General features: G+C 74.0%; 21 protein-coding genes. 14 read left to right on the top strand and 7 right to left on the bottom strand.

The annotated features are described in order from the left end of the window. Positions 1-150: 150 nt before the first annotated feature. Positions 151-1,479: a hemolysin family protein gene (locus CRP29_RS08410; RefSeq protein WP_097194578.1), complete on the top strand. Its 1,329-nt coding sequence runs from the start codon at positions 151-153 to the stop codon at positions 1,477-1,479. Here the strand turns inward: CRP29_RS08410 and galE are convergent. Beyond that, positions 1,476-2,429, bottom strand: coding sequence for a UDP-glucose 4-epimerase GalE (gene galE / locus CRP29_RS08405; protein ID WP_097194577.1), 954 nt, complete (start codon positions 2,427-2,429; stop codon positions 1,476-1,478). The two genes, CRP29_RS08410 and galE, sit on opposite strands and share 4 nt — an antisense overlap. Before the next feature lie 52 nt (positions 2,430-2,481). Here galE and hisC point away from each other — a divergent pair, with 52 nt between their 5' ends. Genes hisC through CRP29_RS08390 form a run of 3 tightly spaced genes read left to right on the top strand, consistent with a single transcriptional unit; the run spans position 2,482 to position 5,200 of the window. Further along, positions 2,482-3,603 carry a histidinol-phosphate transaminase gene (gene hisC, locus CRP29_RS08400; protein WP_245852645.1) on the top strand — a complete coding sequence of 374 codons (1,122 nt, stop codon included), beginning with the start codon at positions 2,482-2,484 and terminating at the stop codon, positions 3,601-3,603. A gap of 17 nt (positions 3,604-3,620) precedes the next feature. Continuing rightward, positions 3,621-4,640 (top strand): tryptophan--tRNA ligase, encoded by a 1,020-nt coding sequence (gene trpS / locus CRP29_RS08395; protein ID WP_097194575.1) that lies wholly within the window; start codon positions 3,621-3,623, stop codon positions 4,638-4,640. After that, complete coding sequence (locus CRP29_RS08390) at positions 4,637-5,200, top strand: 2'-5' RNA ligase family protein (protein ID WP_097194574.1); 564 nt, start codon at positions 4,637-4,639, stop codon at positions 5,198-5,200. The genes trpS and CRP29_RS08390 overlap by 4 nt, the downstream gene beginning before the upstream one ends. On the opposite strand, the gene CRP29_RS08385 is transcribed toward CRP29_RS08390, so the two are convergent. Then, positions 5,181-6,437, bottom strand: a complete 1,257-nt coding sequence (locus CRP29_RS08385) for a D-alanyl-D-alanine carboxypeptidase family protein (protein ID WP_097194573.1) — start codon at positions 6,435-6,437, stop codon at positions 5,181-5,183. The two genes, CRP29_RS08390 and CRP29_RS08385, sit on opposite strands and share 20 nt — an antisense overlap. A gap of 269 nt (positions 6,438-6,706) precedes the next feature. On the opposite strand from CRP29_RS08385, the gene CRP29_RS08380 reads away from it, so the two are divergent. The 10 genes from CRP29_RS08380 (at position 6,707) to CRP29_RS08335 (ending at position 18,302) form a co-directional block, all read left to right on the top strand. Then, positions 6,707-7,741: a BMP family lipoprotein gene (locus CRP29_RS08380; RefSeq protein WP_097194572.1), complete on the top strand. Its 1,035-nt coding sequence runs from the start codon at positions 6,707-6,709 to the stop codon at positions 7,739-7,741. A 191-nt stretch (positions 7,742-7,932) separates the two neighbouring features. Next, complete coding sequence (locus tag CRP29_RS08375) at positions 7,933-9,507, top strand: ABC transporter ATP-binding protein (protein WP_097194571.1); 1,575 nt, start codon at positions 7,933-7,935, stop codon at positions 9,505-9,507. Next, on the top strand, positions 9,504-10,685 hold the full coding sequence (locus tag CRP29_RS08370; RefSeq protein WP_097194570.1) for an ABC transporter permease: 1,182 nt from the start codon (positions 9,504-9,506) through the stop codon (positions 10,683-10,685). The genes CRP29_RS08375 and CRP29_RS08370 overlap by 4 nt, the downstream gene beginning before the upstream one ends. Continuing rightward, on the top strand, positions 10,682-11,959 hold the full coding sequence (locus CRP29_RS08365) for an ABC transporter permease (protein ID WP_097194569.1): 1,278 nt from the start codon (positions 10,682-10,684) through the stop codon (positions 11,957-11,959). The genes CRP29_RS08370 and CRP29_RS08365 overlap by 4 nt, the downstream gene beginning before the upstream one ends. After that, positions 11,959-12,390: a cytidine deaminase gene (locus CRP29_RS08360; RefSeq protein ID WP_097194568.1), complete on the top strand. Its 432-nt coding sequence runs from the start codon at positions 11,959-11,961 to the stop codon at positions 12,388-12,390. Before CRP29_RS08365 ends, CRP29_RS08360 begins: the two co-directional genes overlap by 1 nt. After that, positions 12,390-13,685: a thymidine phosphorylase gene (locus tag CRP29_RS08355; protein WP_097194567.1), complete on the top strand. Its 1,296-nt coding sequence runs from the start codon at positions 12,390-12,392 to the stop codon at positions 13,683-13,685. The genes CRP29_RS08360 and CRP29_RS08355 overlap by 1 nt, the downstream gene beginning before the upstream one ends. Before the next feature lie 27 nt (positions 13,686-13,712). After that, complete coding sequence (locus CRP29_RS08350; RefSeq protein WP_245852643.1) at positions 13,713-14,618, top strand: ABC transporter ATP-binding protein; 906 nt, start codon at positions 13,713-13,715, stop codon at positions 14,616-14,618. Next, entirely contained in the window at positions 14,615-15,424 is an 810-nt protein-coding gene (locus CRP29_RS08345; RefSeq protein ID WP_097194566.1) for an ABC transporter permease, read from the top strand. The genes CRP29_RS08350 and CRP29_RS08345 overlap by 4 nt, the downstream gene beginning before the upstream one ends. Beyond that, on the top strand, positions 15,421-16,497 hold the full coding sequence (locus CRP29_RS08340; RefSeq protein ID WP_097194565.1) for an adenosine deaminase: 1,077 nt from the start codon (positions 15,421-15,423) through the stop codon (positions 16,495-16,497). Before CRP29_RS08345 ends, CRP29_RS08340 begins: the two co-directional genes overlap by 4 nt. 239 nt (positions 16,498-16,736) lie before the next feature. Beyond that, positions 16,737-18,302 carry a DEAD/DEAH box helicase gene (locus CRP29_RS08335; RefSeq protein ID WP_097194564.1) on the top strand — a complete coding sequence of 522 codons (1,566 nt, stop codon included), beginning with the start codon at positions 16,737-16,739 and terminating at the stop codon, positions 18,300-18,302. Between the two features lie 65 nt (positions 18,303-18,367). Here CRP29_RS08335 and CRP29_RS08330 read toward each other — a convergent pair whose 3' ends face one another. From CRP29_RS08330 to deoC, 5 genes are read right to left on the bottom strand one after another with little or no spacing between them, the layout of a single operon-like run. Continuing rightward, positions 18,368-19,765 carry a hypothetical protein gene (locus CRP29_RS08330; RefSeq protein ID WP_097194563.1) on the bottom strand — a complete coding sequence of 466 codons (1,398 nt, stop codon included), beginning with the start codon at positions 19,763-19,765 and terminating at the stop codon, positions 18,368-18,370. Positions 19,766-19,813: 48 nt separating this feature from the next. After that, entirely contained in the window at positions 19,814-21,322 is a 1,509-nt protein-coding gene (locus tag CRP29_RS08325) for an MFS transporter (RefSeq protein WP_217991504.1), read from the bottom strand. After that, positions 21,319-22,191 carry an aldehyde dehydrogenase family protein gene (locus CRP29_RS08320; protein ID WP_245852641.1) on the bottom strand — a complete coding sequence of 291 codons (873 nt, stop codon included), beginning with the start codon at positions 22,189-22,191 and terminating at the stop codon, positions 21,319-21,321. Before CRP29_RS08320 ends, CRP29_RS08325 begins: the two co-directional genes overlap by 4 nt. Next, positions 22,188-23,636 carry an aldehyde dehydrogenase family protein gene (locus CRP29_RS08315; protein WP_217991503.1) on the bottom strand — a complete coding sequence of 483 codons (1,449 nt, stop codon included), beginning with the start codon at positions 23,634-23,636 and terminating at the stop codon, positions 22,188-22,190. The genes CRP29_RS08320 and CRP29_RS08315 overlap by 4 nt, the downstream gene beginning before the upstream one ends. Further along, on the bottom strand, positions 23,636-24,631 hold the full coding sequence (gene deoC / locus CRP29_RS08310) for a deoxyribose-phosphate aldolase (protein WP_097194885.1): 996 nt from the start codon (positions 24,629-24,631) through the stop codon (positions 23,636-23,638). Before deoC ends, CRP29_RS08315 begins: the two co-directional genes overlap by 1 nt. Positions 24,632-24,817: the final 186 nt, after the last annotated feature.

Below are 24,817 nucleotides of genomic sequence, written 5' to 3'. Positions count from 1 at the left end.
CGAGACGCAGGTCACGTGCAGCAGTTCCCGAGCGTGCGAGGCCCGGGGGCGCTCCCGCCCGGCGGCCGGGAGCAGGCACCATGGGGCCCGCACCCTGCACCGCACCCCGCACCGCACCCCGCACCCGAGTTCCCGAGGAGTACGCCGCCGGTGAGCGACGTCTGGCTCAGCATCGTCATGGTCGTCGTCTTCATCCTGATCGGTGGGGTGTTCGCGGGAGCGGAGATCGCCCTGGTCTCGCTGCGCGAGTCCCAGGTCCGCGCGATGGCCGAGACCGGCCGCCGGGGCAAGGCGGTGCAGAAGCTGCTCAGCGACCCCAACCAGTTCCTGGCGGCGGTCCAGGTCGGCGTCACTTTCGCGGGCTTCTTCTCCGCGGCGTTCGGTGCCAGCACGCTGGCCCAGCCCTTCGCCGACTGGCTCGAGGGGCGGGGCGTCTCGGAAGGACTCTCCGGCACCCTCGCCCTGGTGCTGGTCACCGTCGCGATCAGCTACGTCTCCCTGGTCGCCGGGGAGCTGACCCCCAAGCGGCTCGCGCTGCAGCGCGCCGAGGGGTTCGCCTTCCTCGTCGCCGCGCCGCTGAACGCGATCGCCAAGCTGTTCCGCCCGATCATCTGGCTGCTGTCGAAGTCGACGAACGCGCTGGTGCGGCTGTCCGGTGGTGACCCCACGCAGAGCGGTGAGGCGATCAGCCAGGAAGAGCTGCGCGACCTGGTGGCCGCCCACGAGTCGCTCAGCAGCGACGAGCGCCGGCTGATCGACGAGGTGTTCCGCGCCGGCGAGCGCGAGGTGCGCGAGGTCATGACGCCGCGCACCGAGGTCACCTTCCTCGACGCCTCGATGACCGCCAGCCGGGCGGCGAAGCTCGTCGTCGACAGCAACTACTCGCGGTACCCGGTCGCCGGCCGCGACCAGGACGACGTCGTCGGCTTCGTGCACGTCCGGGACCTGTTCCTGCCCAGCCATCCCGCCGGCCGGGCCGCGACCGTCGGCGACCTCGCCCGTGAGGTCAAGCGCCTCCCCGGCACGGCCGGCGTGCTGACCGCGCTGAGCGAGATGCGGCGGGAGAACCACCACCTGGCGATCGTCGTCGACGAGTACGGCGGCACCGACGGCATCGTGACCCTCGAGGACCTCATCGAGGAGGTCATCGGGGAGATCTACGACGAGTACGACGCCGAGGTGGAGCCGGAGGCGCGCCAGTCGCCGGACTCCCCGCGCGAGGTCGACGGGCTGCTCAACCTGGACGACTTCACCGAGGCCACCGGGCTCGAGCTGCCGGAGGGCCCCTACGAGACCGCCGCCGGCTACGTGCTGGCCGGCCTCGGCCGGCTGCCCGAGGTCGGCGACGCCATCGAGGTGGAGGGGCGCGCGGTCACCGTCGTCGAGCTCGACGGACGGCGGATCGCCCGGCTCCGGGTCGACCCGCCGCCGCCCGCACCCGACGACGACGGGGCCGGCGACGGCCCGCTGCCCGCCTAGCGGGCCTGCGCGACCGTCCAGGCGTCGGAGACGATGCCGACCAGGTCGGGATGCCGCGGCGTCCAGCCCAGCTCGGCGCGGATCCGGTCGCTGGAGGCCACGAGCTGCGCCGGGTCGCCGGCCCGCCGTGGCCCGTCGGTGGTCGGGATCGCGTGCCCGGTGACCTCGCGGGCGGCGTCGAGGACCTCCTGCACGGAGAAGCCGGTGCCGTTGCCCAGGTTGTAGACGCGGTGCTCGCCGGCCGACGGCGCGGGCAGTGCCAAGAGGTGCGCGTCGGCGAGGTCCGCCACGTGCACGTAGTCGCGGATGCAGGTGCCGTCCGGCGTCGGGTAGTCACGGCCGAAGACGGTCAGCGAGCCCCGCTGCCCGGCCGCGACCTGCAGTGCGAGCGGGATCAGATGGGTCTCGGTGGCGTGCCGCTCGCCCAGCCCGAACGCCGCCCCGGCCACGTTGAAGTAGCGCAGGCTGACCGCGGCGAACCCGTGCGCCACCGCGTACGAGGTGAGCATGTGGTCGACGGCGAGCTTCGAGGCGCCGTAGGTGTTGGTCGGCCGGGTCGGTGCGTCCTCCCGGATGGGGAGGGCGTCCGGTTCGCCGTACGTCGCCGCGGTCGAGGAGAAGACGATGCGGCGGCAGTCGACGGCGCGCATCGACTCCAGCAGCGCCAGCGACCCCCCGACGTTGGTCGACCAGTAGTCCTCGGGCTGCTGCTGGGAGACCCCGACCAGCGACCGGGCGGCGAAGTGCAGCACCGCCTCGGGCCGGACGTCGGCCAGCACCGGCGCCGAGTCGTGCAGCGACACCTCCGCCAGGGCCGCTCCCTCGGGCACGGCGTCGGCGTGGCCCGTGGAGAGGTCGTCGAGCACCGTGACCTCGTGGCCGTCGGACAGCAGGGCAGCGGTCACTACGCTGCCGATGTAGCCGGCTCCGCCGGCGACCAGGACGCGCATGCCGCCACCCTAGGGCGGACGAGGAGGTCCCTGCCGTGGTGAGTTGCCCGTGGTGAGCCCGCGCCCCGCGGTCCAGGCGCTGCCGGCCTACCGGCCCGGCCGCAATCCGGCCGACCTCGCCCGGGAGATCGGCGTCGAGCGCGCGGTCAAGCTGGCCAGCAACGAGGTGGCCTTCCCGCCGCTGCCCGCCGTCGTCCGGGCGATCGCCGCCGCGGCGGCCGAGACCAACCGCTACCCCGACAACGGGGCGGTCGTCCTGACCGCCGCGCTGGCCGAGCGCTACGGCGTCGACCCCGCCCAGATCTCCACGGGCTGCGGCGCGGTGACGCTGTGCCAGGAGCTGGCCCAGGCCTACACCGAGCCCGGCACGAGCATCGCCTTCGCGTGGCGCTCGTTCGAGATGTACCCGCTGCTCGCCCAGGTCGCCGGCGCCCGCGCGATCCAGGTGCCGCTGGTCCCCGGCCGGGAGGGCGGCCCGGCCGACACCCACGACCTCGACGGCCTGCTCGCGGCGATCGACGACACGACCCGGCTGGTCTTCGTCTGCAACCCGAACAACCCCACCGGGACGGCGGTCCGGCGGGCGGAGCTGAAGCGGTTCCTCGACGCGGTGCCGGCGACGACGCTGGTCGTGCTGGACGAGGCCTACCGCGAGTTCGTCAGCGACCCCGACGTCCCCGACGGCGTCGAGCTCATGCGCGGCCGGCCCAACGTCGCCGTCCTGCGCACCTTCTCGAAGGCCTGGGGGCTGGCCGGGCTGCGGGTCGGCTACCTGATCGCCGAGGACCCCGCGGTCGCCGAGGCGGTGCGCAAGACGCACGTCCCGTTCAGCGTCTCGATGCTGGCGCAGGCCGCCGCCGTCGCCGCGCTGGCCAGCGAGGACGAGGTGCGGGACCGCTGCGCCGCCGTCGTCGCCGAGCGCGCCCGGCTGACCGCGGCGCTGCGCGAGCGCGGCCTGGACGTCGCCGACAGCCAGGCGAACTTCGTCTGGCTGCCCCTGGGGGAGCAGGCCGGCTCGCTGGCCGCCGGCCTCGAGGCGCGCGCGGTCATCACCCGGCCCTTCGCCGGCGAGGGGGTGCGGGTGAGCATCGGCGCACCGGAGGAGAACGACGCCTTCCTCGCCGCGCTGGACGCCGTGCGCGGCCGGCAGCCGGACGACGCCCCGCTCCGCTGAACTCGCGGGCTGGTTTGATGGGAGTCGTGCCTCTTCCGCGTGTGCTCTCCGGTATCCAGCCGACCGCGGGCTCGTTCCACCTCGGCAACCACCTGGGCGCGCTGCGGCAGTGGGTCGCCCTGCAGGACACGACCGAGGCGTTCTACTGCGTCGTCGACCTGCACGCGATCACGATGGACTGGGATCCCGAGGAGCTGCGGCGCAACTCCCTGGCTTCCGCCGCGCAGCTGCTGGCCCTCGGCGTCGACCCGGCCCGCAGCACGCTGTTCGTGCAGAGCCACGTGCCGGAGCACCTCCAGCTGTCGTGGGTGCTGGAGTGCATCGCGCGGTTCGGCGAGGCGAGCCGGATGACGCAGTTCAAGGACAAGAGCCAGCGCGAGGGGGCCGACGGCTCGTCGGTCGGGCTGTTCACCTACCCCGTGCTCATGGCCGCCGACATCCTCGTCTACCAGGCCGACCAGGTGCCGGTGGGCGACGACCAGCGGCAGCACCTCGAGCTGACCCGGGACGTCGCCACCCGGTTCAACAACCGCTTCGGGGAGACGTTCACCGTGCCCACCGGGTTCATCCCGGAGGCCGGCGCCCGGGTCATGGACCTGCAGACGCCGGAGAAGAAGATGAGCAAGAGCCTTCCGCCGGCCGGCTGCGTCTTCCTGCTCGACGACCCGAAGGTGACGGCGAAGAAGATCCGCTCCGCGGTCACGGACACGGGCCGCGAGGTCGTGGCCGACGCGCAGAACAAGCCGGGGGTGACGAATCTGCTCGCCATCCACAGCGCCCTGTCCGGCCGCACGATCCCCGAGCTCGAGGCGCACTTCGCCGGCCGCGGCTACGGCGACCTGAAGAAGGAGCTGGCCGAGGTCGTCACCGACTTCCTGGAGCCGGTGCGGCAGCGCACCGCGGAGCTCCTCGACGACCGCGCCGAGCTCGAGCGCATCCTGGCCGGCGGTGCCGAGCGGGCCCGCGAGGTCGCGAGCCGGACCGTGGCCGACGTCTACGAGCGGGTCGGCTTCCTCGCCCCGGGCGCGCGCGCATGACCGAGGGGGCCGGAACGGAGGAGGCCGAGGCCGGCGGGACGGCCATGATCGGCGTCGTCGTCCCGGTGCCCGAGCCGTGGGCGCAGTTGCTGGTCGACTGGCGGACCAAGGTGGGGGACCCCCAGGCCGCGCTCGTGCCGCCGCACGTCACGCTGCTGCCCCCGACCGAGGTGCCGGTCGCCGACCGGGCCTCGGTCGCCGAGCACCTCGCCGGCGTGGCCCGGGCGCACCCCGCGTTCCCGATGCACCTGGCGGGCACCGGCACCTTCAGCCCGGTCACCGAGGTGGTGTTCGTGACCGTGGCCCGCGGCATCGGCAACTGCGAGCTGCTCGCCACCGACGTCCGCCAGGGCCCGCTCGCCCGGCCCCTGGCCTACCCGTACCACCCGCACGTGACCGTGGCCCACGACGTGGCGCCGGACATGCTCGACCTCGCCTACACCGGGCTGGCCGAGCTCTCCGCCGAGTTCCGGGTGGAGCACTTCACCGAGTTCGAGCAGCTGCCCGACGGGTCGTGGGCCGTCGCCCGCGAGTACCCGCTCACCGGCTCTCCTCGCTGACCGGCACGCGGCGCACCGCGCGCCGCCGGCCGATCGCCGTGGCGGCCACGACGAGCACGGCGGCCACGGCCAGCCCCGCACCGACCAGCGGCGAGGGTGCGTCGTCGTCCGGTCCGGGTGCGACCGCGGCGGCGGGCTCGGCGGCCCGCGGCTCCGGCCGGGGCGCCCGGGTCGGCCGGGCCGGGACGACCAGGTCGGCGGGCTGCACCAGCCGGCCCACGCCGGGAGTTCCGGACGGGACGGTGAAACCCCAGTCGAGCAGCAGCGCGGCCTGGTCGGCGGCGCGCAGCGGCTGGTTCTCGGTGTCCAGCACGCTCACGACCAGCCGGCGGCCGTCCCGCTCGGCCGCGGTGACGAACGCGTGCCGGGCGGCGTCGGTGAAACCGGTCTTGCCGCCCAGCGTGCCTGGGTAGCCGGCGAGCGGGTTCTGGTTCTGGATCTGGAAGCCCGGGGCGCGGCCCGGCACCTCCGGCACCTGGACGGTCGGCGTCGTCAGCACCGCCGCGGTGACCGGGTCCGACACGAGCTCGCGGAAGATCAGCGCCAGGTCGTAGGGCGAGCTGGACTGACCGGCGACGTCGAGCCCCGACGGCCCGCCGACGACGGTGTCGAACGCGCCGATGGATTCAGCCGTCTCGGTCATGGCGGCGACGGTGGCCGCCGTGCCGCCGGCGGCCCGGGCCAGCGCGGTGGCGGCGTCGTTGCCCGACTGCAGCATCAGCGCCCGGAACAGGAACTCGACGGGGTACTGGCCACCCGTGACCAGGCCGACCCGGCTGCCCTCCGCCTGCTCGTCCTCCGGGGTGCCGGCGACGACCTGGGCCGGGTCCAGCCGGGGTGCGAGGGCGAGCAGCGTCAGCGCCTTCAGCGTGCTGGCGGGGTAGTAGCGGCCGTGCGGATCGCGGGCGGCGAGCACGGCCCCGGAGCCCGCGTCCGCCACCAGCCAGCCCGACGCCGCCAGCGGCACCGGCAGCGGTGGGGCGTCCGCGGCCACGACGAGACCACGGGTGTCCAGGTCCTCGCCGCCGACGGTGGAGCCGTCGGGCGCACTGCCCTGCGGTGGCCGCTCGGTGCGGGGCGCCGTCGGTGTGGGTGCGGTGGGGTCCGCGGTCGGCCGCGGCGCCTCCGCGGAGGCCGCCGCCGCGGGCAGCAGGACCAGACCCACGCCCAGGCCCACGGCCAGCAGCACGGCCAGCAGCGCGCCCAGCAGCCCGCGCGCGCCGCCCCGTCGTGCCATGCGCCGAACCGTAGAGCGCGCCGGCGCCGGTGTCGCGCGTGACCCAGGACACCGATCCGGCCGGGCGGCGCCGTCCTTCGCAACGATCGGGTCTCAGTCCTCCCCGCGGCCGGTGGAGGTCCGCGGCAGCGCGGTTAGCGTTCTGCGTCGTGCTCCGCCGCGGTGCGCTCCGGCGTCCCGGGAGGAGCACGCGGAAGAACCCATCGGGACGCGTGGCCTCCGGGCCGGCGGGTCCCCCCAGAGAGGAGATCGTCTTGCGCCGAGCGCGGATGACGAAGGCTGCGGCACTGCTGCTGGCCGGCGGCCTGGCCCTGTCGGCCTGCGCCAGCGACGAGGACGACAACGGCAGCAGCGCCAGTGGCGGGAGCGACGGCGAGCTCAAGATCGGTGTCGCCTACGACACCGGCGGCCGCGGCGACAAGTCCTTCAACGACTCGGCGATCGCCGGCGTCGAGGCGGCCGTGGACGAGCTCGGCGGTGAGATCGAGGAGCTCTCGCCCAACGACGACGGCTCCAACCGCGAAGAGCTGCTCACCCAGCTGGCCGACGCCGGCTACAACCCGGTGATCGCGGTCGGCTTCGCCTACGGCGACATCATCGGCGACATCGCCGCCGAGTACCCCGACACCGAGTTCGCGATCGTCGACACCTCGGTCGAGGAGCTGGGCGCGGACAACCTCACCGGTCTGGTCTTCGCCGAGGAGGAGGGCAGCTTCCTCGCCGGCGTGGCCGCCGCGTCGAAGAGCGTGACCGGTCACATCGGCTTCGTCGGCGGCTCGCAGAGCCCGCTGATCGAGAAGTTCGAGGCCGGCTACGTGGCCGGTGCGCAGGCCGTCAAGCCGGACATCATCGTCGACGTCACCTACCTCTCGCCGGCGGGCGACCCCTCCGGCTTCGGTGACCCCGAGGGCGGCAAGGTCGCGGCGCAGGGCATGTACCAGGCCGGTGCGGACATCGTGTTCCACGCCGCCGGCGGTTCGGGCGAGGGCGTCTTCGAGGCGGCCGTCGAGGCCGGCCAGCGCGCCATCGGCGTCGACTCCGACCAGTACCTGACCGCGTCCCCGGACCAGCAGGCCGTGATCATGACGTCGATGCTCAAGCGCGTCGACAACGCGGTGGAGACCTTCGTGACCGACTTCGCCGAGGGCGACCTCGAGGGCGGCACGGACATCCTCAACGACCTCTCCACCGAGGGCGTGGGCCTGTCCGACTCCGGCGGCTACATCGACGACATCAACGATGTCCTCGAGGACTTCCGCCAGCAGATCATCGACGGTGACATCGAGGTCCCGACCTCCCCGTGATCCATGCGCGGGCCCGCTCCGGCGGGCCCGCGCTCACGGGCGGTCCCACGGCGGGCCCGGGCGCACTCCGCCCGGGCCCGCCGTTGCCGTGAGGCCTGCCGCACCGGCCGGCCCCGGCGTGCGGAATCATCCGCACAGCACCAGCCGTGCCCCCGCCACCCGCGGGAGCACCGGAAGAGAGAGGCCCACCCATGGCCGAGCAACCAGCGGGCGCGCCCGCCGACACGGGCACCGGGAACGTCCCGTACGCGGTGGAGCTGCGCGGCATCACCAAGCGCTTCCCGGGGGTCGTCGCCAACCGCGACATCGAGCTCCGGGTCCGCCGCGGCGAGGTGCACGCGATCGTGGGCGAGAACGGCGCCGGCAAGTCGACGCTGATGAAGACGCTCTACGGCATGCACCGCCCCGACGAGGGCACGATCCTGCTCGACGGCCGCGAGACGACGCTGCGCAGCCCGGCCGACGCGATCGCCGCGGGCATCGGCATGGTGCACCAGCACTTCATGCTGGCCGACTACTTCACCGTCCTGGAGAACATCGTCCTGGGCAGCGAGCCCACCCGGGGCGGCCGGCTGGACCGCGCCACCGCGCGCCGCCGGATCAGGGAGATCTCCGAGCGGTACGCCCTGAACCTGGACCCCGACGTCCTGGTCGAGGACCTCGGCGTCGGCGACCGCCAGCGCGTCGAGATCGCCAAGGTGCTCTACCGCGGGGCGACGACGCTGATCCTCGACGAGCCCACCGCCGTCCTCGTCCCGCAGGAGGTCGACGAGCTGTTCGGCAACCTCGCCGAGCTCAAGCGCGAGGGCCTCACGGTCATCTTCATCTCGCACAAGCTCGACGAGGTGCGCAAGGTCGCCGACTCGATCACCGTCATCCGCCGCGGCACCACCGTCGGCACCGCCGACCCGCGGACGACGACGTCGCGCCAGCTGGCCGAGATGATGGTCGGCTCCGAGCTGCCCTCCCCGCAGACCCGCACCTCCACCGTGCGCGAGACGCCCGTGCTGCAGCTGCGCGGGCTCACCGTCGCCTCGCCCGGCGGCCGGCTCGTCGTGCAGGACGTCGGCCTCACCGTCCACGAGGGCGAGGTCGTGGGCATCGCCGGCGTCGAGGGCAACGGCCAGGCCGAGCTCGTCGACGCGATCATGGGGCTCCGGCCGCTGTCCGGTGGAACGGTCCTCCTCGGCGACCAGGACATCACCGCCTGGAGCACCCGCGCCCGCCGCGAGGCCGGAGTCGGGTTCGTCCCCGCGGACCGGCACCGGCAGGGGATGCTGCTCGAGGCACCGCTCTGGGAGAACCGCATCCTCGGCCACCAGACCCGCCCGCCGGCGGTCAAGGGCCCGTTCATCGACCGCGCGGGGGCCCGCGCCGACACCGCGCGCATCATGCGCGAGTACGACGTCCGCGCCCCCGGGCCGGACACCCTCGCCGTCGCACTGTCCGGCGGCAACCAGCAGAAGCTCATCGTCGGGCGCGAGATGAGTTCCAGCCCCCGCCTGCTGATCGCGGCCCACCCGACCCGCGGGGTCGACGTGGGTGCGCAGGCGGCCATCTGGGAGCTGCTCAAGGATGCCCGCGCCGAAGGGATGGGGATCCTGTTGATCTCGGCCGACCTCGACGAGCTGATCGGCCTGTCCGACACGCTGCAGGTCATGCTCCGCGGCCGGCTGGTCGCCACACTGGATCCGGGGTCGCTGACCCCGGAGCAGCTGGGTGGGCACATGACCGGCGCCCACGACGCGGCCGGAGACGCCGCGTGACCGTCCTCCGCCGCATCGGCTCGGCGCTGTTCGCGCCGGCCATCGCCGTCGTGTTCGCCGCGGTCATCACCACGCTGGTGATCCTCGCGATCGGCGAGAACCCCTCGACCGCCGTGCGCGTCCTGTTCGACTTCGGGGACACCCCGGCGCAGCAGACCCAGGCGATCGTGGTGATCCTCAACCGCGCGGTGCCGCTGTTCCTGGCCGGCCTGGCCGTCTCGGTCGCCTTCCGCATGGGCCTGTTCAACATCGGCGTCGAGGGCCAGTACCGGATGGCGACCGTGCTGGCCGCCGGCGCGGGCGCCGCCGTCTCGCTGCCCGCCCCGCTGCACGTCGTGTTCGTGATCGTCGTGGCGATGCTGGTCGGTGCGTTCTGGGCCGCGATCGTGGCCGTCCTCAAGGTCACCCGCGGCGTGAGCGAGGTGATCAGCTCGATCATGCTCAACTTCATCGCCCTGGGGACGGCGTCCTGGCTGCTCACCGGCCCGCTCCGCGGCAGCGAGGAGGGCGCGGCGATCATCACGACGAAGGACCTGCCGGAGTCCGGCCAGTTCCCCGGCCTCAACGGACTCTTCGACCTGGTCGGCCTGGCCCAGCCGCGCGGCGAGCTCTACGGCTTCCTGGTCGTCGCCCTCGTCGCCGGCATCGCGATCTCGGTGCTGCTCAAGCGGACCCGGTTCGGGTTCGACCTGCGCGCGACCGGCCTGTCGGCCTCGGCGGCCACGGCCAGCGGTATCGACGCCCGCGGCATGGTTCTCAAGACGATGCTCATCTCCGGGGCCGTCGCCGGGCTGATCGGGCTGCCCGACCTGATGGGCAACACCCACCACTTCGGCACCGAGTTCACCGCCGGGCTGGGCTTCCTCGGGATCGCGGTGGCGTTGCTCGGCCGCAACAGCCCGCTGGGCATCGCCTTCGCCGCGCTGCTGTTCGCGTTCCTCGACCGGGCCGCCGTGCCCCTGCAGTTCGCCGACATCCCGGCCTCGGTTGTGACGATCATCCAGGGCACGATCGTGCTCGCCGTGGTCATCGCCAACGAGATCGCCCGGCAGCTCACCCGCCGCCGCGCGGAGGGCGAGACCGGCCAGGCCGCATCGCCCGCTCCGGAGAGCCCACCCACCGGCCCGGCGGGCACCGCCGGCAGCCGCATCGACGAGCACCAGGGGGCCGGGGCATGAGCGCCGCGACGACCACCGGGCCCACCCGGACCCGCGGGCCGCTGGCCGAGCTGTTCCTCGGCGGAGGCGCCGCCCGCCGGGCCCTGTGGATCCTCGTCGGCCTGATGCTGCTGCTGTCGGTCGTCCGGGTCATCTCCGGCGAGCAGGCGCTGACCTCGGCATCCACGTTCTCCACCGCGCTGCTGCTGGCGGTCCCCATCGGACTGGCCGCCCTCGGCGGGCTGTTCTCCGAGCGCGCGGGCGTCGTCAACATCGGCCTCGAGGGCATGCTGATCCTGGGCACCTGGGGCGCCGGCTGGGCCGGCTACCAGTGGGGCTGGGCCGGCGCGATCGTCGGCGGCATCCTCTTCGGCGTGGCCGGCGGGCTGGTGCACGCCATCGCGACGGTCACCTTCGGCGTCGACCACGTGGTCTCCGGCGTGGCGATCAACATCCTCGCCGCCGGGATCGTGCGCTTCCTCTCCGAGCTCGTCTACGTCGGCAACGAGCTCGGCGGTGGCGCGACGCAGTCGCCGGCCCTGTCCAGCCGGCCACCGAGCTTCTCCCTGCCCGTGCTCTCCGACGGCCCCGACCTGCTCGGCGACCTCGCCGACCAGGGTTGGTTCCTGATCTCGGACGTCGCCGGGCTGCTGCGCGGCGTCACCAGCGGCGTCGGCGTCCTCACCCTCATCGCCGTCCTGCTGATCCCGATCAGCTACGTGGTGCTGTGGCGGACGGCGTTCGGCCTGCGGCTGCGCTCCTGCGGCGAGAACCCGGCGGCGGCCGACTCGCTCGGTGTGCCCGTCTACCGGATGAAGTACATCGCGGTGCTCATCTCCGGCGGGCTGGCCGGCCTCGGCGGTGTGGCGCTGGTCTTCGTCGCCAACATCTTCAAGGAGGGCCAGACCGGCGGGCGCGGCTTCATCGGCCTGGCCGCGCTGATCTTCGGCAACTGGCGGCCCGGTGGGCTGGCGGCCGGCGCGGGGCTGTTCGGCTTCGCCGACGGGCTCCAGCTGCGCAGCCGCACGGCCGTCGTCGCGCTGCTCCTGCTGCTCGCGCTCCTCCTGCTGGCCGTGGCGGTGTTCCAGACCGTCCGCGGCAGGTACCTGCAGGCGGTGCTGGCCGCGGCGTTCGCGGGACTGAGCCTGGTCGGGTTCCTCACCATCGACGAGCTGCCCACCGGCATCGTCTCGTTCACGCCGCACCTGACCACGCTGCTGGTGCTGTCGCTGGCCTCGCAGCGGCTACGGATGCCGAAGGCCGACGGACTGGTCTACCGGCGAGGGGAGAACTAGTGGGCGACGGCGCAGCCGCTGCGGTGAACTGGGACGTCCTGCGGGCCGCGGCCCGCGCGGCGATGACCCGCGCGTACGCGCCGTACTCCAGGTTCCCCGTCGGCGTCGCCGGCCTGGTGGACGACGGCCGGCTCGTCACCGGGTGCAACGTCGAGAACGCCTCGTACGGGCTGAGCCTGTGCGCCGAGTGCGGGATGGTGAGCGACCTCGCGCGCTCCGGCGGCGGCCGGCTGGTCGCGGTGGCCTGCGTCGGTGGGGACGGGCAGCCGCTCATGCCGTGCGGCCGGTGCCGGCAGCTGCTGTGGGAGTTCGGCGGCCCGGAGATGCTCATCGAGACGGTCTCCCTGGGGATCGTCCCGATGCGCGAGGTGCTCCCGGACGCCTTCGGTCCCGACGACCTGGTGGCGGCGGCCGAGCGGGAGCAGGGCTGATGGCCGGGTCCTCGCCCCCGGCGCACGACGCGATCGACGTCCTCCGGGCCAAGCGGGACGGCGTCGAGCTGACGTCGGACCAGATCCGCTGGATCATCGACACCTACACCGCGGGCAGGGTGCCCGACGAGCAGATGAGCGCGCTGCTCATGGCGGTGTTCTTCCGCGGCATGACCCCCGCCGAGCTGGCGGTCTGGACGCAGTCGATGATCGACTCCGGCTCCCGCAAGGACCTCTCCTCGCTCGGCCGCCCGACCGCGGACAAGCACTCCACGGGCGGGGTCGGGGACAAGATCACCCTCCCGCTCGCGCCGCTGGTCGCGGCCTGCGGGGTCGCCGTACCGCAGCTCTCCGGCCGCGGGCTGGGGCACACCGGCGGCACGCTGGACAAGCTCGAGGCGATCCGCGGCTGGCGGGCCGACGTCGACGAGCGGGCCTACCTGGCCCAGTTGCGGGACGTCGGCGCGGTGATCTGCGCGGCCGGCGACGACCTCGCCCCGGCCGACAAGCTGCTCTACGCGCTGCGCGACGTCACGGCCACCGTCGAGTCCATCCCGCTGATCGCCAGCTCGATCATGAGCAAGAAGATCGCCGAGGGCGCCGACGCGCTGGTGCTGGACGTGAAGACCGGCTCCGGTGCCTTCATGAAGGACGCCGACGCCTCGCGCGAGCTCGCCCGCACGATGGTCGGCCTGGGGGAGGCGGCCGGGGTCCGGACGGTCGCCCTCGTGACGGCGATGGACCGCCCGCTGGGCCGGGCGGCGGGCAACGCCGTGGAGGTCGCCGAGTCGGTGGAGGTGCTCGCCGGCGGCGGGCCGGCCGACGTCGTCGAGCTGACGCTGGCGCTGGCCCGCGAGATGCTCGCCGGGGCCGGGCGCCCCGACGTCGACCCCGCCGCGGCCCTGGCCGACGGGCGCGCCATGGACGTCTGGCGCCGGATGATCGCCGCGCAGGGCGGCGACCCCGACGCGCCCCTGCCGCAGCCGGCCGAACGGCACGTGGTGACCGCCCCGGCCACCGGGACGCTGACCCGGCTCGACGCGTTCTCCCTCGGCGTCGCCGCCTGGCGGCTGGGGGCCGGCCGGGCGCGCAAGGAGGACCGCGTCTCGGCGTCGGCCGGGATCGTCTGGACCGCCGGCGTGGGGGAGCAGGTGACCGCCGGTCAGCCCCTGCTCGAGCTGCACACCGACGACGCCGGCCGCATCCCGCGTGCCCTGGAGGCGCTCGAGGGTGCGATCGGGGTCGACACCGACGACCGCCCCCTGCCGCTGATCCTGGACCGGATAGAGGTGTGACTCGTCACGGGAGCACACTGTTCTCCCGTGACGAGTCCTCCTGCGGTGGCCCCCGTGGCCGACCGTCCGCGTCCCGGTGACCCGCTGGACCCGGACGCCGCGATCTCCGTGCGCGGCCTGGTCAAGCGGTACGGCGACTTCGTCGCGGTCGACGGCCTGGACCTCGACATCCGGCGCGGGGAGATCTTCGCGCTGCTCGGCCCCAACGGTGCCGGCAAGACGACGACGGTGGAGATCTGCGAGGGCTACCGGTCCCGCGACGCCGGCGAGGTGCGGGTGCTCGGCGAGGACCCGGCCGACGGCGCCCGCGCGTGGAAGGCCCGGCTGGGCATCGTGCTGCAGTCCGGCTCGGGCGACAGCCAGCTGACCGTGCGCGAGCTGGTCACCGCGCAGGCCTCGTACTTCGCCGATCCGCGGGACGTCGACGAGGTGCTGGCGCTCGTCGGCCTCACCGAGAAGGCCGGGCTGCGCGGGCGCACGCTCTCCGGCGGTCAGCGCCGCCGGCTCGACGTCGCCCTGGGCATCGTCGGCCGGCCGACCCTGCTCTTCCTCGACGAGCCGACCACCGGCTTCGACCCCGAGGCCCGCCGGCAGTTCTGGTCGCTGATCCGCTCGCTGCGCGACCTGGGCACCACGATGCTGCTCACCACCCACTACCTGGACGAGGCCGAGGCGCTGGCCGACCGCGTCGGCGTCATCGCCCGCGGCAAGCTGGTCGAGGTCGCCGTCCCCAGTGCCCTGGGTGGGCGGGAGACCGCGCCGGCGACCGTCACCTGGACCGAGGACGGCGCCCGCCGCACCGAGGCGACGTCGACCCCCACCGCGTTCGTGGCCGACCTGGCCACCCGCTTCGACGGCGAGGTCCCCGACCTCGCCGTCACCCGCCCCACGCTCGAGGACGTGTACCTGCAGATGATCGGCGACGACCGATGACCGCGACCCGCGAGTCCACGCAGCTCCCGTCGCTGGCGTCGGTGTACCGCTCGCGCAGCTCGGTGGAGCTCAAGGAGTTCTTCCGCCAGCGGGAGTCCGTCGTCTTCACCCTGCTGCTGCCGGTGCTGCTGCTGGTCGTGTTCGGCGCGGTGCTCGACTTCGACCTGGGGTCCGGCGTCAGCTTCACCCAGTACTTCATGGCCGGGATCATCGCCGCGGGCATCCTCGGCGCCAGCCTGCAGAACATGGCGATCAACATCGCGACCGAGCGGTCCGACGGGACGCTCAAGCATCTGGCCGGCACCCCGATGCCGCGCAGCGCCTTCTTCGTCGGCAAGGTCGTGCAGGTCCTCGCGGTGACGCTGGCCAGCATCGTCGTCCTGCTGCTGATCGGCGTCGTCTTCTACCGGATCGACCTGCCCTCGGGCACCGACTGGCTGACCTTCGCCTGGGTGGCGGTGCTGGGCGCGTCCGCCTGCACGCTGCTGGGCATCGCGATCTCCAGCATCGCGAAGAACGGCCGCTCGGCCTCGGCCACCGTGACCCCGTTCGCGCTGCTGCTGCAGTTCATCTCCGGTGTCTTCTTCCAGTTCAGCGAGATCCCGAGCTGGATGCAGACCTTCGCCGCGCTCTTCCCGCTGAAGTGGATGGCGCAGGGGCTGCGGTCGGTGTTCCTGCCCGACGTCCTGGCCGCCGACGAACCGGCCGGGTCGTGGGAGCTGGGCCGGGTCGCGCTCGTGCTCGGCATCTGGTGCGTCCTGGGCCTGATCCTCTGCGTGCGCACGTTCCGCTGGCAGGACAGGTGAGTGCGCCGCTGGACGCCGACGCCGTCCGCCGGGCTCCGAAGGTGCTGCTGCACGACCACCTCGACGGCGGGCTGCGGCCGCAGACGATCCTCGAGCTGGCCGACGAGACCGGCTACCGGGGGCTGCCCGAGAGCGAGCCGGAGCCCCTGGCCCGCTGGTTCCGGCAGGCGGCCGACTCGGGTTCGCTCGTGCGGTACCTGGAGACGTTCGCGCACACCGTCGGCGTGATGCAGACCGCGGATGCCATCCACCGGGTGGCCCGCGAGTGCGCGCTCGACCTCGCCGCCGACGGCGTCGTGCACGCCGAGGTGCGCTTCGCGCCCGAGCTGTCGACGGCGGGTGGGCTGCCCATCGAGGCCGTCGTCGAGGCGATGGTCGCCGGCTTCGCCACCGGCGGCGCCGAGGCAACCGCGGCGGGCACCCCGATCCGAGTCGGGGCGCTGCTGTGCGCGATGCGCCAGGAGGACCGCTGGGCGGAGGTGGCCGGGCTCGTCGTGCGGTACCGCGACGCGGGCGTGGTCGGCTTCGACCTGGCCGGGCCGGAGATCGGCTTCCCGCCCGACCGCATCCCGGCCGCGATCGAGCTGCTCGACCGGGCCGGCGCGCACCGCACGATCCACGCGGGCGAGGCGGCCGGCGTCGACAGCATCCGCGCCGCCCTGGACGGGGCGCGGGCCGAGCGGCTCGGGCACGGCATCCGGATCGCCGACGAGGTCGCGCCGGACGGCACCCTGGGCCCGGTGGCGCAGCGGGTCCTCGACGAGCAGGTGCCGCTGGAGGTCGCGCCGTCGTCGAACGTGCAGACCGGCGCCTACCCGTCGCTGGCCGAGCACCCGGTCGACCGGCTCCACCGGCTCGGCTTCGCCGTCACCGTCAACACCGACAACCGGCTGATGAGCGGGGTCTCGACGAGCAGCGAGCTGGCCGCCGTGGCGGCCGCGTTCGGCTGGGGCTGGGACGACGTCCGGACGGTCACCGAGCGTGCGGTGGCGGCGGCCTTCCTGGACGACGCCGAGCGCGCGCGCCTGCTCACCGACGTCGTCCGCCCCGGGTACGCCGACCTGCAGGGCTGACGGAGGGTGACGGTCCCCACCCCCTCGCGGGGAATCGTTGGGGGGCCGACGCTGCTAACCTGGGAGTACCGGCACAACGCCGGTCATCCTCCCGGACGGTTTGTCCGGGCATGAGCGCATCCGTGCAGATCACGCGTTCCACCCCTGGGCGCACACGATCGCCAGTGAGGACGCCGGTACCTGCGGCGCTTCCTTCTTCCACGGGACGCGCTCCGAGCAGTATCGGAGCCCCACCCCGCATGACTTTGGTCAACCCTGTCTCGTTCGAGTCGAACGACGCCGACACCACCATCGAGAACACCGTCCCGGACACCGCTGCGGCGGAGACCGAGACCACCGTGGAGGTCGCCCCCGAGGCGGCCGAGGAGCCCACCGGCCCCACGTTCGGCCAGCTGGGCCTGCCCCAGCCCCTGGTCACCGCGCTCGAGCGGCGCGGCATCCGCCGCCCGTTCGCCATCCAGACCTCCGCCCTGCCGGACGCCCTCGCCGGGCGCGACGTGCTCGGCAAGGCCGCCACCGGCTCGGGCAAGACGCTGGCCTTCGGCCTGCCGCTGCTCGCCCGCATCGGCAACGAGGTCAAGCAGGGCCGCCGCGCCCCCCGCGGGCTGGTCCTCGTGCCGACCCGTGAGCTGGCGCAGCAGGTGCACGACAACCTGGCGCCGCTCGGCCAGGCCACCGGCGTCCAGCTGGCGACCGTCTACGGCGGCGCGCCCATGTACCGCCAGATCCAGCAGCTCCGCCGTGGCGTCGACGTCATCATCGCCACGCCCGGCCGCCTGCAGGACCTGATCAGCCAGGGCGAGGCCACTCTCGCCGAGGTCGTCATCACGGTCCTCGACGAGGCCGACTTCATGGCCGACCTGGGCTTCCTCCCGGTCGTCAAGGAGCTGCTCGACCAGACCGCCCGCGACGCCCAGCGCCTGCTGTTCTCGGCGACGCTGGACGGCGAGGTCGACTCGCTGGTCCGCCGCTACCTCAAGGACCCGGCCCGGCACGAGGTCGTCCGCCCCGGCGGCGAGGCCCCGCCGGCCGAGCACCTGGCCTTCACGCTGGCGTTCCGCGACAAGCTGCAGGTGGCCACCGAGCTGGCCTCCCGTCCGGGCCGCACGATCATCTTCGCCCGCACCCAGCTGGGTGTGGACCGGCTGGCCGACAACCTCAAGGCTGCCGGCATCAAGGCCGAGGCGATCCACGGCGGACTGCCCCAGGCGGCGCGCAAGCGTGCGCTGGAGGAGTTCACCGACGCCCGCTCGCCGGTCCTCGTCGCCACCGACGTCGCCGCCCGCGGCATCCACGTCGACGACGTCTCGCTGGTCCTGCACTACGACCCGCCGACGGACGCCAAGACCTACCTGCACCGCTCGGGCCGCACCGCCCGCGCCGGTGCCGCCGGTGTCGTCGTCTCGCTGCTGCTGCCCGACCAGGTCGGCCAGGCCAAGCGCCGGTTCCGCACCGCCAAGGTCGACCCGCCCATCGACCGGACCCGCCCCGGTGACAAGCCGATCCTCGAGCTCGTCGCCGCCGGCATCCCGGTCGAGCCCAAGGAGCGCACGCAGCGCGACATGCGCCGCGGCGGTGGCGGCCCCGGCGGCCGTCCGCGTCGCGACGGCGACCGCCCCACCGGCGGTTCGCGTGGCGGCCCGCGTCGCTCCTTCGGTGACCGTCCCCGGCCCGCCGGCGAGCGGCCCGCGGGTGAGCGGTCCTACGGCGGCGGCGAGCGCTCGGCGTCGTCCGGCGAGCGCTCCTACGGCGACCGCGGTCGCCCGGGTGGGCGGCCCAGCCGCCCCTCGCGCTACGGCGCGTAAGCACACCTGAACGACGAAGCGGCCGGCCCCGGGAACTCCCGGGGCCGGCCGCTTCGTCGTGCGGGTCAGTCGCGGAAGACGAGCTTCCCGCTGATCAGGGCGACGACCTCGTCCCACGCGGGGCGGACGGCGGCGGCGTCGGCCTGGTGCAGGGTGGCGTCGGGCTCCCGCTCGCCCCGGGCCACGGCCTGGCCCAGCGGCGCGGACGGGGCGAGCAGCTCCTCGACCCGCGGCAGCCGCCCGTACTCGGCGAGGTCGCGGGCGCCCTCCACGGGCTGGGCGAGCGCGGCGTGGGTGACCAGCCCGGCGGCGCCGTCGGCCACCTCGCCCAGCACCTCGGCGAGCGCGGCGAGGTCGTAGCGGTCCTGGTCGGCGGGCAGGGGCCGCGTCCCGGTGGTGGCGACCTCGGGCCAGGAGGCGATCTCGCTCAGGTCGTGGGGCTCGGAGCCGGCGCAGAAGCGGGAGAGCTGGGCCGGGGTGTCGAAGAGGAAGACCTCGCCGTCGCGGCCCAGGAAGCGGGCGACGTCGTCGACGTAGCAGCGCAGGGTCACCCCGGCGCCGTCGGGGACGACGACCTCCACGGGGAGGATGCCGACGGCCTCCCAGAACTCGGCCGCCGCGGCGACCTCGGCGGGGTCGTGGGTCAGCCGTCCGCCGCCGCCGTCGATCGTCCGCACGCCGGCGGTCGCGGCGGCCGGGGTGCCGACGTCGACCGGCTCGATGTCGTCGTCGTCCTCGTCGTCGCTCTCGTCGACGACGATCGGGGCCGACTCGGAGGCCGACGGGTAGTCGGCCACGGCCACGGTGCCCGCGCCGGTCCAGTCCAGGTGGTCGCCGAGCTCCTCGACGACGTCCTCCCACAGGTCGTCGAGGACGCCGCCGACGCCGGCCCAGGCGTCCTCGCCGGAGCGGCCGATGAACGCGTCGGGGCCGAGGCCCAGCGAGCCGATCTCGGGCTTGCCGACCAGCTCGGCGACTGCCTCGAACTCGGTCTCGTCGTCGAGGTCGTCCTCGTCCTCGTCGTCGGCGTCGGCGTCGAGGCACTCGGCCAGCCGGCTGACGATGTCGATCGTGGCGGCGAGCTCCTCGACCGCCCAGCGGTCGGGGTCCTCCGCGGCGATGTCGTAGACGCCGTCGAGGTCGAAGCGGTGGTCGTCGTCGGGGGTCAGGTCGGCGGCACCCAGGCCCGCGACGACCGGCCAGACCGGGTGGTCGGCGAGGTCGTGATCGGTGTTGGCGCGGCAGAAGGCGGCGAGCGCGGCGGGGGAGGGGAAGAGGTGCACGACCGCGGTGGGGACCGGGGCCTCGGGGTCGTCGTCGTTGATGTCGGCGCGCACCTCGACGGTGGTGCCGAGGAACGCCTGCCACTCCTCGCCGTCCTCCTCCCACGGAGGAGCCCACAGCGTGTAGCCCGTGCGGTCGTCGAGGGTCAGTGCGATGGGAACGATGCTCGGCCTGGCCACGGGGTGACTCTGCCAGATGGAGCGCCGTGCGCTCCCCACCCTTTCGGCTCAGGCGCCCGCGGAGGGCGTGCGCCAGACCAGGGCCACCAGCGCGGCGGCGGCGAGCATCACGGCGACCCCGATGCCGGCGGTCAGGTCCATGCCGGCGGTGAACGCCTCCCGGGCGCTGTCGGTGAGCGCCGTCGCGGCAACCGGGGGCAGCCGGTCGGCGACGTCGAAGGCGCCGCCGAGGGTGCCCGCGGCCTCCCGTTCCCCGGCGTCCAGGTCTGCGGGCAGCACCAGGTGCGCGGTGTAGACCGCGCTCAGGACGCTGCCGAGCACCGCGACGCCCAGGCCGGTGCCCAGCTCGTAGGCCGTCTCGCTGACCGCGCTGGCCTGGCCGGCGCGCTCCGGGGGAGCGGCGGTGAGGATGGCGTCGTTGGTCAGGGTCTCGGCGAGGCCGGCGCCGGTCGCGACCAGGCCGAACGCCACGACGACGAGCGCGGCCGAGCTGCCGGTGCCCAGCCGGGTGGCGACGACGTAGCCGAAGGCGGCGAGCAGCAGGCCGGTGAGCACCAGCCCGCGCACCGGGAACCGCCGCGCCAGGGGCACCGCGGCCAGCCCGCCCGCGACCGAGGCGAGCAGCCCCGGGACGAGCAGCAGGCCGGCGTCCATCGGGCTGCGGCCGAGCACCAGCTGCAGGTACTGCGAGGTGAGCAGCAGCAGGCCGGAGAGCGCGGCGATGATGAGCAGGTTGGCGCTGATGGCCGCGGTGACGACCCGGTCGCGGAAGAGCCGGAGGTCCAGCAGCGGGGCCGGGCGGGTGAGCTGGCGGCGGACGAAGGCGACGCCGCTGCCGAGCCCGAAAACGGCGGCCGCCGCCACGACCGGGCCGGGCGATCCGCCGGCGAGGGTCTTGATGGCGTAGACCAGCGGCAGCATCGTGGTCAGCGACAGCGCGACGCTGGCGAGGTCCAGCGGCCCGGGTGCGGGATCCCGCGACTCCGGCAGCAGGCGGCCGGCCGCGAGGAGGACCGCCAGCACCGGCACGTTCACCAGGAACACCGAGCCCCACCAGTAGTGCTCGAGCAGCGCCCCGCCGAGGACCGGGCCGAGCGCGGCGCCGCCGGCGAACCCCGACGCCCAGATGGCGATCGCCAGCCGGCGCTGCTGCTGGTCCAGGAACAGGTTGCGCAGCAGGGAGAGCGTCGAGGGCATGAGCGCCGCGCCGAAGACGCCCTGCAGGGCGCGCGCGGCGATCAGCCACCGGATGTCCGGCGCGTAGGCGGCGAGCACCGAGGCGGCGCCGAAGCCGGCCGCCCCCAGCAGCAGCAGGCGGCGTCGGCCGAAGCGGTCGCCGAGGCTGCCGGCGGTGACCAGCAGCCCGGCCAGCAGCAACGGGTAGATGTCGACGGCCCAGAGCAGCTCGGTGCCGCTGGGCGCCAGGGCCCGGGTGATCGACGGGACGGCGAAGGTGAGGACCGTGCCGTCGACCGAGACCAGCAGGACCGGCAGCATGAGCACCGCCAGGCCGAGCCACTCCCGCCGCCCGGCGCGGACCTGGGCCGGGGCGGTCACAGGCCGATCGGGTGCCAGACCGTCTTCGTCTCGAGGAACGGCGTCATCCGGGCCAGGCCGGGATCGGCGGTCCAGTCCGGCTCGGTCACCGGCGGACGCAGGACCCGCTTGATGGTGCCGGCCGCCTCCCGCTCGAACTCCATGGCGCGGTGCGACGGGGCGCCCGTGAGGTCGATGGCGTCGACGTCGGCGTGCTCGGCCAGCCAGGTGCCGAGCTCCCCGGCGTCGCCGGTGAGCAGGTTGACCACGCCACCGGGGACGTCGCTGGTGGCCAGCACCTCGCCGAGGGTGACGGCGGGGAGCGGTCGCTCCTTCGAGGTGACGACGACGGCGGTGTTGCCGGTGGCGAGCACGGGTGCGAGGACGCTGACCAGGCCGAGCAGGCTCGACTGCTGCGGTGCCAGCACCGCGACGACGCCGGTCGGCTCCGGCGTGGAGAAGTCGAAGTACGGGCCGGCCACGGGGTTGGCCCCACCGAGGACGGCGGCCAGCTTGTCGGTCCAGCCGGCGTACCAGACCCAGCGGTCGATGGCGGCGTCCACGGCGGCACGGGCCTTCGAGGCGCTGAGCCCCTCGCCGGCGGCGACCTCCTCGCAGAACTGGACGTGCCGGCCCTCCATGACCTCGGCCACGCGGTAGAGCACCTGGCCGCGGTTGTAGGCGGTCGCGCCCGACCACTTCGCGAAGGCGCCGCGGGCGGCGACGACGGCGTCGCGGGCGTCCTTGCGGCTGGCCTCCGCGGCGTTGGCGAGGAAGTGCCCCTTGGCGTCGGTGACCTCGTAGGTACGGCCGGACTCCGACCGCGGGAAGGCGCCGTTCACGTACAGCTTGTAGGTCTTGCGGACGGCGAGCCGGTCGTTCCCGATCACTTGCTGTCAGCTCCCGTCAGGTAGGCGGCCAGCCCGTGCCGGCCGCCCTCGCGGCCGTAGCCGGACTGCTTGTAGCCGCCGAAGGGCGACGTGGGGTCGAACTTGTTGAACGTGTTGGCCCACACCACGCCGGCGCGCAGATGGCTCGCGATCTTCAGGATCCGGGAGCCCTTCTCCGACCAGATCCCGGCCGACAGGCCGTAGGTGGAGTTGTTCGCCTTGGCGACCGCCTCGTCCGGCGTGCGGAAGGTGAGCACGCTGAGCACCGGGCCGAAGACCTCGTCGCGGGCGATGCGGTGGGCGGAGGAGACGTCGGTGAAGACGGTCGGGGGGAACCAGAAGCCGCGCTCGGGCAGCTCGCCGGCCGGCTGCCAGCGCTGCGCGCCCTCGGCCTCGCCGATGTCGGAGAGCTCCCGGATCCGTTCCAGCTGCTCGCGGGAGTTGATCGCGCCGATGTCGGTGTTCTTGTCCAGCGGGTCACCGACGCGCAGCGTGCCGATGCGCCGCTGCAGGCTCGCGACGACCTCGTCGTGGATCGACTCCTGCACCAGCAGCCGGCTGCCCGCGCAGCAGACGTGGCCCTGGTTGAAGAAGATGCCCTGGACGATGCCCTCGACGGCCTGGTCGATCGGGGCGTCGTCGAACACGATGTTCGCCGCCTTGCCGCCGAGCTCCAGCGTGAGCTTCTTGCGCGTACCGGCCACGGCGCGCGCGATCGACCGGCCGACGTCGGTGGACCCGGTGAACGCGACCTTGTCGACGTCGGCGTGCTCGACCACCGCGCGGCCGGTGTCGCCGGCGCCGGTGACGATGTTGACGACACCGGCGGGGAGGTCGGCCTGCCGGCAGATCTCGGCGAAGAGCAGCGCGGTGAGCGGCGTGGTCTCGGCCGGCTTGAGGACGACGGTGTTGCCGGCGGCCAGCGCCGGGGCGACCTTCCAGGCCAGCATCATCAGCGGGAAGTTCCACGGGATGACCTGGCCGGCGACGCCGAGCGGGCGCGGCTGGGTGCCGAGGCCGACGTGCTCGAGCTTGTCGGCCCAGCCCGCGTAGTAGAAGAAGTGCGCCGCGGCGAGGGGCACGTCGACGTCGCGGGACTCGCGGATCGGCTTGCCGTTGTCGAGGGACTCCAGGACGGCGAACTCGCGGGCGCGCTCCTGCAGCAGGCGGGCGATGCGGAACAGGTACTTGCCGCGGTCGGCCGGGCGCATGGGGCCCCAGGTCTTCTCGAACGCGCGGCGGGCGGCCCGCACCGCGCGGTCCACGTCGGCCTCGCTGCCGGCGGAGACCTCGGTGAGGACCTCCTCGGTGGCGGGGTTGATCGTCGGGAACGACTCACCGGTGCCGTCGACGAACTCGCCGTCGATGAACAGGCCGTAGGACGGCGCGATGGTGACGATCGACCGGGACTCGGGTGCCGGGGCGTACTCGAACAGGCTGGTCATCAGTCCACGCTCACGTAGTCGGGGCCGGAGTAGTGGCCGGTGCGCAGCTTCTGGCGCTGGAGCAGGAGGTCGTTGAGCAGGCTGGAGGCGCCGAAGCGGAACCAGTCGGCGTGCAGCCAGTCCGGGCCGACGGTCTCGTTGATCAGCACGAGGTGCTTGATCGCATCCTTCGTCGTCCGGATGCCGCCGGCGGGCTTGAAGCCGATCTGGCGGCCGGTGGCGGCGCGGAAGTCGCGGACCGCCTCCAGCATCACCAGGCCGACCGGGAGGGTGGCGGCGGGGCTGACCTTGCCCGTGGAGGTCTTGATGAAGTCGCCGCCGGCGAGCATCGCGATCCAGCTGGCCCGGCGGACGTTGTCGAGGGTGACCAGCTCGCCGGTCTCGAGGATGACCTTGAGGTGGGCGTCTCCGCAGGCTTCCTTGACCGCGACGATCTCCTCGTAGACCTCGAGGTACCGGCCGGACAGGAAGGCCCCGCGGTCGATGACCATGTCGATCTCGTCGGCGCCGTTCTGCACGGCGTCGCGCACGTCGGCGAGCTTGACCGCGCGGCTGGCCCGGCCGCTGGGGAAGGCGGTGGCGACGGCGGCGACGTGCACGCCGCTGTCGCCCAGCGCCTCGCGGGCGACGCCGGCGAGGTCGCCGTAGACGCAGACCGCGGCGACCCGCGGGCACGTGGGGTCCGTCGGGTCGGGGCTCTTCGCCTTGGCCGCGAGGCTGCGCACCTTGCCGGGGGTGTCGGCGCCCTCGAGCGTGGTGAGGTCGACCATCGAGATGGCGGTGTCGATCGCCCACGCCTTGGACGTGGTCTTGATCGAGCGGCTACCGAGCTGGGCCACGCGGGCCTCGGCGCCGACCTGGTCGACACCGGGGAGGCCGTGCAGGAAGGCGCGGAAGGCGGAGTCGGAGCGGGTGACGTCGCGGTACGGGGGCAGCGGCACGGACAGCGCCCGGGCGTCGTCCGACAGTGCGTCGGGGTCGAGCACGTGGGTCATGCCGGCCATTCTCCCCTGTCCTGCGACAGGTGTTCCCTCCCGTCCACCCCGATCGGGTGCGTGCGTTCGCGCACGGCCGCCCGCGCGTGGCTGCCCGATGCGCTCCCGCGGGAGTGTCGATCCCCGTGCGAGTGGCGATCGGCGCCCCTCCCGGGGGGCAGGGGTCGGGACGCTCCCGCGGGAGCG

It is taken from the genome of Blastococcus aggregatus (genome assembly GCF_900221005.1).
Classification (GTDB): domain Bacteria; phylum Actinomycetota; class Actinomycetes; order Mycobacteriales; family Geodermatophilaceae; genus Blastococcus; species Blastococcus aggregatus.
Note: the sequence above shows the minus strand (reverse complement) of the source record. Positions and strands in the feature narration are given on the sequence as shown.

Bases quoted from the DNA above. Each gene is read 5' to 3' on its own strand.
- galE (WP_097194577.1), bottom strand. From the start codon at position 2,429: ATGCGCGTCCTGGTCGCCGGCGGAGCCGGCTACATCGGCAGCGTAGTG.
- trpS (WP_097194575.1), top strand. From the start codon at position 3,621: ATGGGAGTCGTGCCTCTTCCGCGTGTGCTCTCCGGTATCCAGCCGACC.
- CRP29_RS08390 (WP_097194574.1), top strand. From the start codon at position 4,637: ATGACCGAGGGGGCCGGAACGGAGGAGGCCGAGGCCGGCGGGACGGCC.
- CRP29_RS08385 (WP_097194573.1), bottom strand. From the start codon at position 6,437: ATGGCACGACGGGGCGGCGCGCGCGGGCTGCTGGGCGCGCTGCTGGCC.
- CRP29_RS08380 (WP_097194572.1), top strand. From the start codon at position 6,707: ATGACGAAGGCTGCGGCACTGCTGCTGGCCGGCGGCCTGGCCCTGTCG.
- CRP29_RS08375 (WP_097194571.1), top strand. From the start codon at position 7,933: ATGGCCGAGCAACCAGCGGGCGCGCCCGCCGACACGGGCACCGGGAAC.
- CRP29_RS08365 (WP_097194569.1), top strand. From the start codon at position 10,682: ATGAGCGCCGCGACGACCACCGGGCCCACCCGGACCCGCGGGCCGCTG.
- CRP29_RS08355 (WP_097194567.1), top strand. From the start codon at position 12,390: ATGGCCGGGTCCTCGCCCCCGGCGCACGACGCGATCGACGTCCTCCGG.
- CRP29_RS08345 (WP_097194566.1), top strand. From the start codon at position 14,615: ATGACCGCGACCCGCGAGTCCACGCAGCTCCCGTCGCTGGCGTCGGTG.
- CRP29_RS08335 (WP_097194564.1), top strand. From the start codon at position 16,737: ATGACTTTGGTCAACCCTGTCTCGTTCGAGTCGAACGACGCCGACACC.
- CRP29_RS08315 (WP_217991503.1), bottom strand. From the start codon at position 23,636: ATGACCAGCCTGTTCGAGTACGCCCCGGCACCCGAGTCCCGGTCGATC.
- deoC (WP_097194885.1), bottom strand. From the start codon at position 24,631: ATGACCCACGTGCTCGACCCCGACGCACTGTCGGACGACGCCCGGGCG.